Raw genomic sequence first — 14,624 nt, 5'->3', positions numbered from 1 at the left:
TTTTAAATTCTTGACACCCTAACAATTTTTTTAAATAAAAGCGCTACCATCCCAGATTACTTAAAATCCAGTTTCTATGGTTCCAATGGGTAGTTCTGTGAAGGTAGCAATGCTGTTAGCTTGGGCGGTTTCTAAAGCAGAATCAACACCACCTGTCATAGTAACATTGTTGTAAAATTCGCTTTCAGACTGATCACCTTCACTGAAGGAATAATTCCCACTATCGCTGATGATTTCAATCACGCCAGCGCTACCTAAAGCAGTTGCGGAAATCACACCAAAGTTGGATGTGGCTAAAGCAGCCGCATCGTTTTTACCAATAGCGCCAGCAGCAGTCATTTCAATTACTAAACCATTTTCATCAAGTGTAGCTGCTACAGCTCCAGCAGCAGCACCTTCACCAGCAGAGGCTACAGAACCAAAGCCAAATACACTAGCAGAAACTGTAACTAGGGCGATCGCTACTTGTTTGTGGAATTTCATCAACTTGCACTCCTCTTATTTCAACTTTGATCTACTTGCGATGTATGCACATTAACGTCTGTAGTTTGCTAATTTTCACTATTAGTTACTTTTAGTACCACAGGGTAAGTTCACAAAATTGAACGAATTTTGTGTATGACTACCATCATTACTATTTAGTATCTAAATAAAAAAAAGGTTATACTTTAGCGTATTTAAGGTTAAATATAAGTTAAATTGTATTATGAATTACGTAAAAAAAATTCTGACTCAGGCAATTAATACTGAATGATAATGGTTCTTCGGTACTTTTTATGGAGAACCCAGTTCAAAATCATTGAAAGCCTTATTATGTCGGCATTTCATTGAAAATATTGGGCATAATCGTTTATAACCCTTACCCCGTAAGGGTTTTGTTGTTATCAATCCTCGATTACCATAAAATCTATGCAAGAACCATAATAATTCATGCTGATTGATGGAATTAATAATCTCTAAAAATTTGATATGCCGACGTCACAAGACTCTTACCATTGATATTTCTATTTTGTGTGTTAGTCCAGTGGCTGATCACCATAGAGTGGCAGTTAGTTGACCAGATAAAATAGGGGTGTATTGTGAGTAATACACCCTAATATGTCAACTTATAAATTAACGATCAGGAGTTAGTAATCAATTTCCTTGAGGTTATGAGCCTCATCCATAGCTACGTCTAGGAAAGTACCAGTCTTACCATGTACCTGAGTTCTAAAAATGTAGTCCTTCTTAGACTCATAAGGTAACTGTACCTTGAGGATATACTCAGCATCTGGTAAATTCTTAAACCAGAAATTACCTTGTTCATCAGTGCGAGTAGTTTGGGGGGGTAGGGTATTGATGCTAACTTTAGCGTTGTGTACCAAGTCTTTACCTGGTATACCGTTCCACAGATGTGTATCCGCGAGTTTACCGTAAATGACGCTATCCCCTTGGGGTGCGTTCCACAAACCCATAGCGGGTGGCTGAATAGCGATCGCCGCCATTGCAGTTACCATCACCAACAAACCACCAAGAAATCGTCGCACTTGCTTGACTCGCAATTTCCCAACTTTATTCCGCAAGAGTTTCAACATATTTGATACCTGACAATTTAGTGAAATTAACGAAGTGGACGCACAGGGCGCACAGGACGTACAGGACGAATTGAGCGAATTGGGGGAGTGGGTCTCACATCGGTTAACAACTGAGCTAAGTCATTGCGATCGCGAACACCAGAAATAGCCGCCCCCATGCGCTGGAAGACTTCGATATTATCGATCACACCGTTAAATAATCTGCTACCAGGTCCCTCTGAGGCGATCGCCACATCATCAGCAGTGTGGTTAGCAACCGTGGTTATGCGTTGCAAGTCAGCAGTCAGCAGTAATCCATTGGGGTCACGTAGAGGATTAACCTGAGTACCATCTCCCCCGGTAGCTGGATTGCGGTTGAAGTCATCGGTCAAAAAGTCAGTGCGGAACACCGGACGAGCGGAAACACCAATAGCTAACTTGCTGCTGGGAGTCGCATCATCAGGGAAACCGTTGCGATCAGCATCCACATAGTTAGTAAAACCAGCATTACCAAAGGAACGCATAGCATCTCTGAGGTCTACTCTACCTTCGCGGATAGCAACGCTATCCACAGTACCAGCAACGGTTTGACCTTGGGCGTGGTCAGAAGTTACCACTAACAGAGTATTACCTGAGCGTCTAGCATATTCCCTACCGCGACCTACAGCTTCATCCAGCGCCAAAACTTCGTATAATGTGCGGTCAGTATCCAGAGGATGAGCTAATTTGTCAACTTGAGAAGATTCTACAAGTAAAATCCAGCCTTCGGGATGCAGTTGATCCAAAACGGCAATCGCCTTTTGGTGCATTTGTGCCAGAGTAGGTATACTAGCAAATTCTGGGGGGATAGGGGGATCAAGTTGATTAGCACCCCGTCCTTCAATTGTCGCCCGACCTCTAGCAATTAACAGGTCTAGTTCCGAAGGAATATTAGAAGCTCCCAAAGCCGAACCCTGACGGAAATCTCCCAAAAATAGGCCTAAAATAGGGCGATTGTTGGGGGCGCTATTTAACTGGTTAACATCTTTGACAATGCTGTAACCTAAATTTGTAGCCACTTCCGTTAGGTCTTTGCCATCCTGGCGGAATGCAGTATCTTTAAATTCAGCAATCCGTGATTGGGGTACATAGTTCCGTGCGCCGGGTCCTAAAATCACATCCACAGGTTGGGCTAGTTCCTTCCAACCCTGGTAGCCAGTCGCAGGTAGTGAGTATCCATCGTCACTAAAGAAGTCTAAATAAGTTTGAGCGATCGCCGGGTTTTGAGCGCGAGCGATAATATTAGTACCAAATGCTCCGGGTGTAGCGTCGGTGGTGAACGCAGTGGTAACTAACCCAATTCCCCAGTTGTATTTCCGCTTCATGTACTGAGGTAGAGTTTCCGCCCGGGGATTGTCAAAGGGATTCCCGGGGGTATTATCCGGGAAAGCGTTCATCGCATTATTGACGGTTTTAGTCCCCGAAGCCCAAGCTGCCGCAGTATTGGCAGAGTCAGGGATAATACTATTTAAAGAATGGGTAGATACTAAACCTAATTCTGGCATCTGCTCAATTTGCAAATAACCACCAGGCTGACCATCCTTAACTCCATATTCCATGATCCGGGCTGCAGTGCGTAGAGGAACCCCCATACCATCACCGACGTAAAAGATAATTCGGTTGAGGTTTCCGCTGGGTTGGAAGCGCTGCACCTTGTAGGTGTTACGGGCGAAAACATCTCTACCATCAATATTGACCGTAGCCTCTACCTCGTAAACGCCAGGGGTATCAAAGGAATAGTTCCGCAGTGTTTGACCAAACAGTTTAGAGTCTGATGGCTTACCGATTTCCAGTTCGCCCCCTGGTAATTGTAGCTGTTGGTTAATACCTTCTCTAAAGGAATTGGTAAAGTCTACCCCATTGATTCTAATAGAGGTTAAAGTCGGTTCCTGTTGAGTTTCCGCTGGGAAGATACTTTCTACCCGCAAATCAAAACGCTGGTCTACTAACAGAGTGGAGTTGTTAGTAGGCCAAATCCTCACCTGTTCAGCCACTAGGGATTGGGAATGAGCCGGTACTATGGTAAATGACCAGTAGAATATCATTAATAGCATTGCTACTAATGCTGTTTGCCATCGAGTCCAAACAGACCCGAATCCTGAGAAATCCTTCATTTTACTTCCTATTGTGGACGAATAAATGGGTGATGATTATGCTGAGAATCCTGGCTATAAGCATCATGTGTAAAGGTAAATTTAATGGGGTTAACCAGATTTTTTTGCGGCTAACATTAAAGATAAATCTTGATTAAATAAGGGATGTAAACGGACTTTTCCTGGTTTTGCGGGACTAGCTAACTGCAAAGTTATATCTGTAATTTGAAAATTGTCCTGGAGGTGAGTATGTAATTTCTCAAGTAGGCGATCGCGTTCTATATTCGTGGCACATTCCACCGTCACATTGGCACAAAGCATGACTTTTCTGCTGCTAATTGTCCAAATATGCAGCCTCTCTATTTCCACAATTCCTGGGAAACATTCAATAAACTTTTTCACCTCCACCGGGTCAATAGATTTAGGTGCATATTCCAGAAAAATCTTTAAACTTTCTTGGATTAAAGGCAATGCACTCACACCGGTAAAAGTTGCCACAACTAAACTAATAGCCACATCAGCCCACCACCAATTCCACAGATGGATAACCACAGCCGCAGCAATCACACCCACAGAACTAGCAGTATCAGCTATGATATGTAGTAAAGCCCCTTTCAGGTTTAAGTCATTGTGAGTATGGGGATGTAAAAAGCTAATATTAATTAGATTCACAATTAAACCGACAATGGCAATTACCAACATCGGTAAACCTAAAATATTCCCCGGATTTTGCCATCTTTGAACAGCTTCCCAAGTAATAAAGGAGGCAATAGCCAACAAACTCAAACCATTTAACAACGCCGCTAAAACTTCAATACGTTGATATCCAAAAGTTGCTTTCCCCCTGGCTGGTTGCTGGGCTAGGTAACTAGCAAATAGTGATATTCCCAGGGCTGTCACATCAGAAAACATATGTCCAGCATCTGCCTGTAAAGATAAACTGTGACTCCACAGCCCCACAGTCCACTCAGCCACAAAGAAAAAACTCAGCAAGGCTGCTGTTACCAGGAGAACTTTAGTTTTTTGCTCACCTATTGGCACTGTTTGAGAATTATCATTACAGCCACATCTACACCATTCAAGTGAAAGCATTATCCCAACCCAACTAATAGCGAAGCGCCATATAATTGTCCAATCCAAACTCAATTAAGAGTCAGTTTGACTAATTCCAAACCTTGAACATAAGAACATATATTTAATTTATGTTGAAAATTTTTTGCTTAATTTAAGAATAGGTAAAGTCCAGAATAAAATTTAGGAAATAAACAATTAATAAACAGTTAAATATATATCTCTTTTACCCTAGGTCAGATATCCAACCTGTAACCCAGCAAAAAATATCCCCGACTATTATTTAAGTCGAGGATAGGAAAATAATCTTGACGCTTGTCACCTGTCTAGGATTTAAGTACCAATAATACCGTCGTCATTCTTGGTAATTACCACGGTAGCAGAACGGGGGCGACCGGATGGGCCATGACCTTGACTATGTGGCCAGTTGCTATTGCTGGTAGGATTAGCCGCACTTCCGCGAGAGCCGGGGTGCTGAATATTAATAAACATGGTTCTGTGGTCGGGTGTAGTAATTACACCAGTGACTTCACAGTCTGTGGGGCTAGTGAGGAAAAGCTTGACCTGTCTAGGATCATTAGGGTTAGCACATAACATGGTGTTACTACCAATATTAACCACATCACCTGTACCAGTACCCGAGTGGTCAGTTTGAATCCACAGACGACCATAATAGTCAAACCATAAACCATCTGGATTACTAAAGTCATCCCCATTCACATTACCTTGTAGATTTGGCTCACTTCTGGTTTTATCCCCAGCTTGAACAAAGATATCCCAGTCAAAGGTGGTAGCTGCAACGCTGCGTCCAGTCTCCCGCCAACGGATAATGTGACCGTAACGGTTGTTCTCTCTGGGGTTAGCCGCATCAACAGGAGGACGAGCAGAACCTCCGCGGGTTGTGCCATCTGGATTATTAACAGATGGGGGTTCTGTACCGCGACGAGAGTTAGCGGTTAATGTGCAGTAAACTTCAACTTCATTAAACCCACGAATGCGAGGACGCACAGCAATCCACTCTGGGCGGTCCATCATGGTAGCGCCAACTCTGTCCGCAGCCTGTCTGGTTTTAATCAGCACTTCTGCTTGGTTATTAAATCCATTTTCTGGTGTCAGTCCCCGTTGACCCCACACTAGAGGTAGCCATTCACCGGTACCATTGTCATTGAACTTGGCAACGTAGAGAGTACCGTGGTCAAGGATATCACGGTTATTGGCACGCACTTTAGGATCGTAGGTACGAGAACAAACGAACTTATAGATATATTCGTTGACGTTATCGTCACCTGTATAGAAAGCTAAACGGTTATTGTCATCAACAACATATTGAACGCTCTCGTGTCTGATGCGACCCATGGAAGTACGCTTAACTGGCCTGCTGTTGGGTTCGTAGGGGTCAATTTCCACTACCCAGCCGAATAAATGGGGCTCCAGGGGATTGTTAAAAGCGTCAAAGCGGGGATCAACCTCAGGCCAGCGATAGTAGTTAGAGGCTGCAGGGACACCATAACGTCTTTGTCCATTGATGATATCAGCCTTTTTAGCCTCCAGACCTGGAATATTAACTATATCGTCATCTTGCCCATCTACAAATGTGCTGTTAGCGAAATATCCGTGAAAGTTCTCTTCACAGGTCAGGTAAGTACCCCAGGGTGTAATGCCATGGGCGCAGTTGTTCACAGTTCCGTATGCAGTGAAACCATCATTCACTCCAATTTCAAATGATCCATTGGGTTGAATAGAGAATTTCTTAGACCTCATCAACGCATCGCCAGCCGCAGGCCCAGAAACGCGCATTTCTGTGTTAACGGTAATGCGGCGACCATAGCGGGAATTGCGATCAACACTCCAACCACCCCCAAATCTATTTTTGGATACCTCTTGGATGGATACACCATGAGCAGCCTGAGATTTTCTGGCTTTCTCAATGGTCATTGTTGTGTTACTGATGTTGTTACCATCGGGATGTAAGAAGTATTCCTGGGTATACTCATGGTTAACACACAGTATTCCCCTATTATTGTAAGCCCGACCTTCTACAGGGACATCTAACCCCGATGTCCGGTTGTAATAGCTGCGTCCCGGAAGAGGGAAGAAGTGCATCCCGTCATGGTTCATCCCCACTTGTTTTTCCTGGGCTGCTGCATCCTGAGAAGCATCGGGTAGCCAATCAGGCGCACCAGGCATGATGGGGTCTCCCCAAGCCGATAAAATCCGCGCTGTGTAACCCGGTGGAACACTAACTAAATCTTTCTCTAACAGTCCAGTTTCTGCGTTGCGGAGATTTGGTTCAATACTTTGGAAGCCTATACCAGCAAAGCCAAGCCCTGCAGGTACTGTGGATGTGGAAGCAGTTGCTGTTTGCAGCAAGCCGCTGACGGTAGTATCACCCAAAACTGCCAATATAGATGTACTAGCTGCTGTTGCCACAAAGCGCCGGCGCTTCATGCTCACCCGTCCAATTACGTCGAGAATTGACTCATTACCGGATGGGTTGAGGGTTATGTTGTTCTTCGGATGAAGATGACCTTTCATTTATAGTGACTCCGTTTAATCTTTATAACCAAAGCAATTTAGTTGGCACACTCAAACAAGACTTGATGGGGATAATTGCAATATCCATTGAATAGTTTTTACTCTTGTGATAACCAATTACCCACAGGTGAGGAAATTGGAAAATCAGATATTTTCCTGACTGAACATAAGCACCAATATTTTGTCCTCAATTTATGTAATAAAGATTAAAATATGGTTATAACCTGATTAATTTAAGTTTATTCAGTAGCTTTATTTGAGAATAATTTGTTTTATTGATCAAATAAATCACTGCTATTACAGCAGCTAAATTTCAGCTACAGGCTTATAAATTAGCTATCTAACCTTGGTTGACATTTATCTTAATTGATCATTTTTCCCAACTTATTAAAAATAATTCTCATTTAATTTTGAATAATAAACATTTACTCAGATGTCTTGATTAAGAATAATTTCTGTGCATAGAAAAATACTCTAAATAAATATTAGTAAAATTATTCTATAAACTGCTAAAACTATACTTGATTTATTATTTAATTTATGATTTGGAGTAACTAGGCAAAACTGTGTGACTTCAACTGAACACCCCTATTTTTGATTAAAGCCAGGGGCTGGCTCGCCGCAGTTATCTTGGTCTGTTGTTGTCTTATCCTGGAGATGGGTAATTCTGTTGTGGGTAAGACTGTGTTTTTCAGTGTTGTTATACCGACTTATAATCGCCGACCAATTCTAGAAAAGTGCCTCCGCGCTTTGGAGGTGCAAGAGTTGAGTGGATCAAGTGCATACGAAGTTGTTTTAGTAGATGATGGCTCTACTGATGGCACATTGGACTGGTTGAAAGCACATAAGGAAGAATTTCCCCATGTGCGATGGTTTGAGCAAGACCACGCCGGACCGGCGGCGGCTCGAAATTTGGGGATTTCCCAAGCACGGGGAGATATAATAGTTTTTATTGATAGTGATTTGGTGGTGGTGAAGAATTTTCTGCAAGCCCATGGGGAGGCGCTGGTGCAGGGGCGCAAAAAACTAGGAAGCGATCGGGAAACGCGGCAGGAAGCAGATCGCTTTTTTACATATGGTGCAGTAATTAATACTTGCAATTTCCATGAACCCACGGCTGAACCCTATAAAATCACAGATTTTTCTGCGGCTTTTTTTGCCACGGGTAACGTAGCCATCCCCAAGCATTGGCTAGAGAAGGCGGGAATGTTCGATAATAGCTTCCAACTGTATGGTTGGGAAGACTTAGAATTAGGTGTGAGACTCAAAAAACTGGGGCTAAAACTAATTAAATGTCCAGCAGCGGTGGGCTATCATTGGCATCCACCATTTAACTTAGAACAAATTCCCCGTTTGATTGACCAAGAAATTCAACGCGGACGCATGGGAGTTTTATTTTATCAAAAGCATCCCTGTTGGGAAGTGCGAATGATGATTCAAATGACCTGGTTACATCGTTTACTGTGGGGTATTCTCTCCCTGAATGGCTTACTGAATGAGCGGACTATGGCGCCTTTGTTGCGGTGGCTAATTAACTTAGGTAAACCCCAGTTAGCCTTAGAATTGGCGCGAATTTTCCTTAATTGGTACAACGTCAAGGGAGTTTATGCTGCTTACGCCCAAGTCAGAAACCAGTAAAATTGAGTTGAAATAGTACATTTATTGTGATATGCTCGGAGGGTTGTCTAAACTCGCACATCCAGTAATTCGGGTGTTTCCTCACCAGGGAAATACAACTGGGTGGAGGTTTAACCCGAATAGGAGTAAAAAAATATGCCAGTAGTTTCATTGGCTCAAATGATGGAGTCAGGGGTACATTTTGGGCATCAAACCCGGCGTTGGAACCCAAAAATGTCTCCCTACATTTATACTTCTCGCAATGGCGTACACATCATTGACTTGGTGCAAACTGCCCAGTTGATGGAAGATGCGTATAGTTATATGCGATCGCAGTCTGAACAAGGTAAGAAATTCCTGTTCGTTGGGACAAAACGCCAAGCAGCCGGAATCGTTGCCCAAGAAGCGGCACGTTGTGGCTCTTTCTACATTAATCAGCGTTGGTTGGGTGGAATGCTCACCAATTGGGCAACCATCAAAACCAGAGCAGACCGTCTCAAAGATTTGGAACGCCGGGAAGAAAACGGCGCTCTAGATTTACTACCCAAAAAAGAAGCTTCTATGTTACGTCGCGAGATGGTGAAGCTTCAGAAATACCTGGGTGGGATTAAGAACATGCGGAAAGTACCCGATGTGGTGGTGATTGTAGACCAACGGCGGGAATATAATGCAGTTCAAGAATGCCAAAAACTGGGACTGCCTATTGTGTCTATGTTAGATACAAACTGCGACCCAGACGTAGTAGATATTCCCATACCAGCTAACGATGATGCCATCAGATCAATTAAATTGATAGTTGGCAAATTGGCGGATGCAATTTATGAAGGTCGTCACGGTCAGCTAGAAACTGACGAATACGAAGATTATGATGCTTCTGAGTATGACGAGGAGTACGAGGAGTACGAAGATGCTGACTCCACCTCTGAGGACGAGGAATAATCATCATCAATCAGCATCTGGCGTTGCTGAGTGTTCAAAGGGGAAGAAACAAGTATGGCTAACGCCATGCTAATGAGAATAAGTATATTATGATTCCCCCTCCTGTTTTGAGGGGAGGGGGTGACGGGGGTGGGGTTCTTCTTTCACCATCTCTATCAGATTTCACAGCTTTTTCTTCCCCAGCCCTGAGTAAGATAGAAATACTCAACACCCGTGAGCGATAACAACTCAAGGTAAAGTTAGGAATTAAGGCAACATGGCGGAAATATCGGCAAAACTTGTCCAAGAGCTACGCCAAAAAACTGGTGCAGGCATGATGGACTGCAAAAAAGCCCTCAAGGAAAATGAAGGCGACATAGAAAAATCTATAGAATGGCTGCGACAAAAAGGCATTGCTTCGGCAGGGAAAAAAAGCGATCGCATTGCGGCAGAAGGTCTAGTAGAGACCTACATTCAACCCGGTGGTGAGGTTGGTGTACTCATAGAAGTTAACTGCCAAACCGATTTCGTCGCCCGTAACGAAGCGTTTAAAGCTCTCGTGAAAAACCTAGCCCAGCAAGCAGCCACAGCTGATAGTGTAGAGTCTTTATTGACTCAGCCCTATCTTGAAGATCAAAGCGTCACGGTAGACCAGTTTATCAAGCAAACCATTGCCCAGCTTGGTGAAAATATCCAGGTACGTCGCTTTATCAATTTTGCCATTCCAGAAGGTAAAGAAGGTATCGTAGACAGCTACATTCACACTGGTGGTCGAGTTGGGGTTTTAGTAGAGCTTAACGCCGAAACTGATTCAGCAGCTAAGAATGAAGAGTTTCAAACATTGGCGAAGAATGCTGCTATGCAAGTGGCTGCTTGTCCCAATGTTGAGTATGTTAGCATCGAGGAAATCCCAGCGGAAATTGCTCAAAAGGAAAAGGCGATTGAAATGGGGCGGGATGATTTGGCTAATAAGCCGGATAACATCAAAGAGAAAATTGTTCAAGGTCGCATTGAGAAACGCCTGAAAGAAATGACTTTGTTGGATCAGCCTTTCATTCGCGACCAGGGTATTTCTGTGGAAGACTTGGTAAAACAAGTTAAAGGCAAAGTAGGGGAACCTATCAAGGTGAGTCGCTTTGTGCGCTACATCCTGGGTGAAGGTATTGAGAAGCAAGAAAGTAATTTTGCCGAAGAAGTTGCTGCACAAATGGGTGCTAAGTAATTTTACTGGTGGTTATGAGTTATTTTTATAACTCTTTGGTTGTGTAATGACAGGTCAGTGATAATTAACTGGCCTGTGTTTTTTTGGGGTAGTGGTGGGTTGTCGAAGTTAGCGGCTTGACCTAGGGTACACAGATAAGTAAGGAAGATATGACCAGAGCAATTGAGCTAATTGAACGGGATATTACAGCTTTACAAGAGGCTATCCGGGCGATCGCCAGGTCGCTCCAAAATGCTTATGCTAGTTATTGTCATAGTTTGGGGACAGCTTGCACCAAGCAGTTGATTTTGGCAAGTTACTATCTATGTACTCAAGGGTATCCCGAAAAGTTTCTCAATTTATCCCTGAATCAGCGCCAAAAGTTGCAGCAAGGTATCCGCAATTTGGGTACCCAAGGTGCAGAGTTATTAAGTTCTTATCTCCAAGCTCAAGGGATAAGCTCTGATCAAGTAGATCAAGTAGATGAGGAAGTCAGGGAGATGTTATCTGAGTCATCAGACTTACCTATGAGCAATGTAACTAAAAAAAATTCCCCGCCTGATTTATCCAACCCCATGGAAGTATTAGAATGGCAAGAGAGCATAGAAGAATTCATCCAAGGTGTACTGAAAAATATCTCCCGTGAGACAAATATTTTATTACAAAGATTTTGTATTATAACCGAAAAAATACCTGAACCTCTTTTAGAAGCAGCAGCGGCGGTTATGGAACCAAATGCCACGCTATCCCTATCAGAAGCATCTGTTCAGGTTATACCAGGGCTACCCAACCTGTTAAACTTGGTGGTGGAAATTGAAAATGAACAAAGTCCGGAAAACTCAAAACTCACACAGGTTATGGCGATTAATCTCCGATTGGCAGAAATGGAATTTGCTGATACAAAACTTTCATCTGATCGTAAACAAATTCGCCCTATTCTAGTTCAACTTCAGAGCGTAGGACGAGATTATCAAAAAAAGCAACGGGAGCGCTCAGTTGCTCAAGCTGAGTCTGCATGGCGCGCGAGTTGGTTTGAGTAGAGATATTCCCATTTACCCCATTCCCCATGACCAGTGACCAATGACCAATGACCAACCAGATTGGGTAAGATTGCAGAAAGCCTTGGCAATAGAAGCAGACCAGGGCTTTACAGACTTGATGGGCAAACAATACCGCTTCAGTGAATTTCTGTGCTTGACTTTTGGGAAATTCCCCACAGTTTCGCCCTCTAGGGAACAAACTACCACGCTATGGCGATCAGAACGTAGCCGTTGGGAAGAACTAGCGGCGAGGTTTGCTAATTATCCCCATCTGGACCTAGAGGAAAGACAGCACTTAGTGGCTGAAACTCGCCGGTATCTCTACCAACTACAGCAAGAACCAAAGGAAACTACCACACAGCCACAGCAGAAATACCAAAGCCAAAATCCTCAACCTAAAACCCCAATTGTAGCAGAGGTGTCTCGGCGGTTAGCGCCTAAGATTGACCAAAAACTCAGTGATTTACCAGAAATAGGCCTCCGCAATGCTGAAAAATTGGCAGCGCTGAATTTGTACACGGTGCGTGATTTACTTTACTACTATCCCCGTGACCACATTGACTATGGTCGTCAGGTGAATATCCGAGACTTACAAGGGGGTGAAACAGTTACCATAATTGCCAGCGTCAAGCGTTGTAACTGTTTTACTAGCCCCAAAAATAAAAAATTATCCATTTTAGAATTAGTCCTCAAGGATAAGACCGGCGAAATTAAAATTAGTCGCTTTGCTGCTGGTGCGCGTTTTGCTAGTCGCGGTTGGCAAGAAGGTTTAAAACGCCGCTACCCTGTGGGTAGTATTTTGGCGGCTTGCGGGTTGGTGAAGGAAAGTAAATATGGTTTGACTCTCGATAACCCAGAACTGGAAGTATTAGCACATCCTGGGGATACCATTGATTCTCTGACTATTGGTCGGGTAGTGCCCATTTATCCTCTCACTGAGGGTGTGGTGGCCAATACGCTCAGACAGGCGGTTAGGGCTGCTTTGCCTGCTGTGGTTAATCTGAAAGACCCTTTACCTAAGGGGTTACGGGAAAAGTATGGTTTAATGGAGTTGAAGGATGCGATCGCTAATATCCATTTTCCTGATGACAGTACCAGTTTACAAGTTGCCCGTCGTCGTCTAGTTTTTGATGAATTTTTCTACCTGCAACTGGGCTTACTACAACGTCAGCAGCAAGCTAAGGCTATCCAAACTAGTGCTATTATCGCCCCTAAAGGTCAGCTAATTGAGAAGTTCTCGGAAATTTTGCCTTTTCAACTCACAGGGGCGCAGCAACGGGTAATTAATGATATTCTCAAGGATTTACAACAATCCACACCCATGAATCGTTTAGTACAGGGGGATGTGGGTTCGGGTAAAACTGTGGTAGCGGTAATTGCTATCTTGGCGGCGATTCAGTCTGGCTATCAAGCTGCGTTAATGGCTCCTACGGAGGTTTTAGCAGAACAGCATTATCGTAAGTTAGTTAGCTGGTTTAACTTGTTGCATTTACCAGTAGAATTACTCACAGGTTCCACTAAAATTCCTAAACGCCGGGAAATTCACTCGCAGCTAGGAACCGGTGAATTACCTCTGTTGGTGGGTACTCACGCCTTAATTCAAGATACTGTTAACTTCCAGCAACTGGGGCTGGTGGTAATTGATGAACAGCACCGTTTTGGGGTGAAACAAAGGGCGCTGTTACAGCAAAAAGGTGAGCAACCCCATGTGTTAACTATGACGGCGACCCCCATTCCTCGGACTTTGGCGTTAACTATACATGGGGATATGAATGTTAGTCAGATTGATGAGTTACCACCGGGACGGCAAAAAATTCAGACTACTGTATTAACGGGTCAACAACGCCGCCAAGCTTATGATTTAATCCGCAGGGAAGTTGCCCAAGGAAGACAGGTGTATATAGTTTTACCACTTGTCGAAGAGTCGGAAAAGTTAGATTTGCGTTCGGCGGTGGAGGAGCATCAAAAGTTACAGGAAACTGTTTTCCCAGAGTTTCAGGTGGGATTGTTGCATGGTCGCATGAGTGCGGCACAAAAGGAAGCGGCAATTACTAAATTCCGCGCTCGCCAAACCCAGATTTTAGTTTCTACCACCGTTGTAGAAGTGGGTGTCGATGTCCCTAATGCAACCGTTATGCTCATAGAAAATGCCGAGAGATTTGGCTTGTCACAACTGCACCAATTACGGGGGCGTGTGGGTCGGGGGGCTGCGAAGTCTTTTTGTCTATTGATGAGTAGTTCTCGCAGTCCTGATGCTCAACAACGGTTAAAGGTGTTGGAACAGTCCCAGGATGGCTTTTTTATTGCGGAGATGGATATGCGGTTACGTGGACCGGGGGAAGTTCTGGGAACTCGTCAATCAGGTGTAGCAGATTTTACTTTAGCCAGCTTGGTGGAAGATGAGGAGGTTTTACTGTTAGCTAGACAAGCGGCGGAGAAGGTGATAGAAATAGATGTCACTCTGGGGCGTTGGGATCTGATGAAAGCTGAGTTGAAGTATCGCTATGAGCGGTTAATGGGTGGGGCGATTTTAACATAGTATATTTGGGTACACTCT

The 14,624-nt window shown here is 43.8% G+C and carries 10 protein-coding genes; 5 read left to right on the top strand and 5 right to left on the bottom strand.

What is annotated here, in order from left to right; genetic code table 11:
• Positions 1-60: 60 nt before the first annotated feature.
• From NWP21_RS01940 to NWP21_RS01920, 5 genes are all read right to left on the bottom strand, one after another.
• Positions 61-483 carry a hypothetical protein gene (locus NWP21_RS01940; RefSeq protein WP_280791401.1) on the bottom strand — a complete coding sequence of 141 codons (423 nt, stop codon included), beginning with the start codon at positions 481-483 and terminating at the stop codon, positions 61-63.
• Positions 484-1,127: 644 nt separating this feature from the next.
• Positions 1,128-1,574, bottom strand: coding sequence for a carboxypeptidase-like regulatory domain-containing protein (locus NWP21_RS01935; RefSeq protein WP_280791400.1), 447 nt, complete (start codon positions 1,572-1,574; stop codon positions 1,128-1,130).
• 26 nt (positions 1,575-1,600) lie between these two features.
• On the bottom strand, positions 1,601-3,706 hold the full coding sequence (locus NWP21_RS01930) for an alkaline phosphatase (RefSeq protein ID WP_280791399.1): 2,106 nt from the start codon (positions 3,704-3,706) through the stop codon (positions 1,601-1,603).
• A 90-nt stretch (positions 3,707-3,796) separates the two neighbouring features.
• Positions 3,797-4,777, bottom strand: coding sequence for a cation diffusion facilitator family transporter (locus tag NWP21_RS01925; protein ID WP_280791398.1), 981 nt, complete (start codon positions 4,775-4,777; stop codon positions 3,797-3,799).
• Between the two features lie 312 nt (positions 4,778-5,089).
• Positions 5,090-7,291, bottom strand: a complete 2,202-nt coding sequence (locus NWP21_RS01920; protein ID WP_280791397.1) for a PhoX family phosphatase — start codon at positions 7,289-7,291, stop codon at positions 5,090-5,092.
• A gap of 657 nt (positions 7,292-7,948) precedes the next feature.
• On the opposite strand from NWP21_RS01920, the gene NWP21_RS01915 reads away from it, so the two are divergent.
• The 5 genes from NWP21_RS01915 to recG all read left to right on the top strand — a co-directional run bounded on the left by NWP21_RS01915 (position 7,949) and on the right by recG (position 14,606).
• A complete protein-coding gene (locus tag NWP21_RS01915; RefSeq protein ID WP_280791396.1) occupies positions 7,949-8,929 on the top strand; it encodes a glycosyltransferase family 2 protein in 981 nt (326 codons plus the stop codon).
• Positions 8,930-9,064: 135 nt separating this feature from the next.
• Positions 9,065-9,847 carry a 30S ribosomal protein S2 gene (gene rpsB, locus NWP21_RS01910; protein WP_280791395.1) on the top strand — a complete coding sequence of 261 codons (783 nt, stop codon included), beginning with the start codon at positions 9,065-9,067 and terminating at the stop codon, positions 9,845-9,847.
• Positions 9,848-10,103: 256 nt separating this feature from the next.
• Positions 10,104-11,048: a translation elongation factor Ts gene (gene tsf / locus NWP21_RS01905; protein WP_271732126.1), complete on the top strand. Its 945-nt coding sequence runs from the start codon at positions 10,104-10,106 to the stop codon at positions 11,046-11,048.
• A 149-nt stretch (positions 11,049-11,197) separates the two neighbouring features.
• Positions 11,198-12,067 carry a hypothetical protein gene (locus NWP21_RS01900; protein WP_280791394.1) on the top strand — a complete coding sequence of 290 codons (870 nt, stop codon included), beginning with the start codon at positions 11,198-11,200 and terminating at the stop codon, positions 12,065-12,067.
• Between the two features lie 40 nt (positions 12,068-12,107).
• Entirely contained in the window at positions 12,108-14,606 is a 2,499-nt protein-coding gene (recG, locus tag NWP21_RS01895) for an ATP-dependent DNA helicase RecG (RefSeq protein ID WP_280791393.1), read from the top strand.
• Positions 14,607-14,624: the final 18 nt, after the last annotated feature.

It is taken from the genome of Anabaenopsis sp. FSS-46 (genome assembly GCF_029891665.1).
Lineage (GTDB): Bacteria > Cyanobacteriota > Cyanobacteriia > Cyanobacteriales > Nostocaceae > Anabaenopsis > Anabaenopsis arnoldii.
This window is presented reverse-complemented; position numbering and strand designations above follow the sequence as displayed.

What these genes read in the sequence shown, in the direction of transcription:
- NWP21_RS01940 (WP_280791401.1), bottom strand. Translation starts at nt 483, where the DNA reads ATGAAATTCCACAAACAAGTAGCGATCGCCCTAGTTACAGTTTCTGCT.
- NWP21_RS01935 (WP_280791400.1), bottom strand. Translation starts at nt 1,574, where the DNA reads ATGTTGAAACTCTTGCGGAATAAAGTTGGGAAATTGCGAGTCAAGCAA.
- NWP21_RS01930 (WP_280791399.1), bottom strand. Translation starts at nt 3,706, where the DNA reads ATGAAGGATTTCTCAGGATTCGGGTCTGTTTGGACTCGATGGCAAACA.
- NWP21_RS01925 (WP_280791398.1), bottom strand. Translation starts at nt 4,777, where the DNA reads ATGCTTTCACTTGAATGGTGTAGATGTGGCTGTAATGATAATTCTCAA.
- NWP21_RS01920 (WP_280791397.1), bottom strand. Translation starts at nt 7,291, where the DNA reads ATGAAAGGTCATCTTCATCCGAAGAACAACATAACCCTCAACCCATCC.
- NWP21_RS01915 (WP_280791396.1), top strand. Translation starts at nt 7,949, where the DNA reads ATGGGTAATTCTGTTGTGGGTAAGACTGTGTTTTTCAGTGTTGTTATA.
- rpsB (WP_280791395.1), top strand. Translation starts at nt 9,065, where the DNA reads ATGCCAGTAGTTTCATTGGCTCAAATGATGGAGTCAGGGGTACATTTT.
- tsf (WP_271732126.1), top strand. Translation starts at nt 10,104, where the DNA reads ATGGCGGAAATATCGGCAAAACTTGTCCAAGAGCTACGCCAAAAAACT.
- NWP21_RS01900 (WP_280791394.1), top strand. Translation starts at nt 11,198, where the DNA reads ATGACCAGAGCAATTGAGCTAATTGAACGGGATATTACAGCTTTACAA.
- recG (WP_280791393.1), top strand. Translation starts at nt 12,108, where the DNA reads ATGACCAATGACCAACCAGATTGGGTAAGATTGCAGAAAGCCTTGGCA.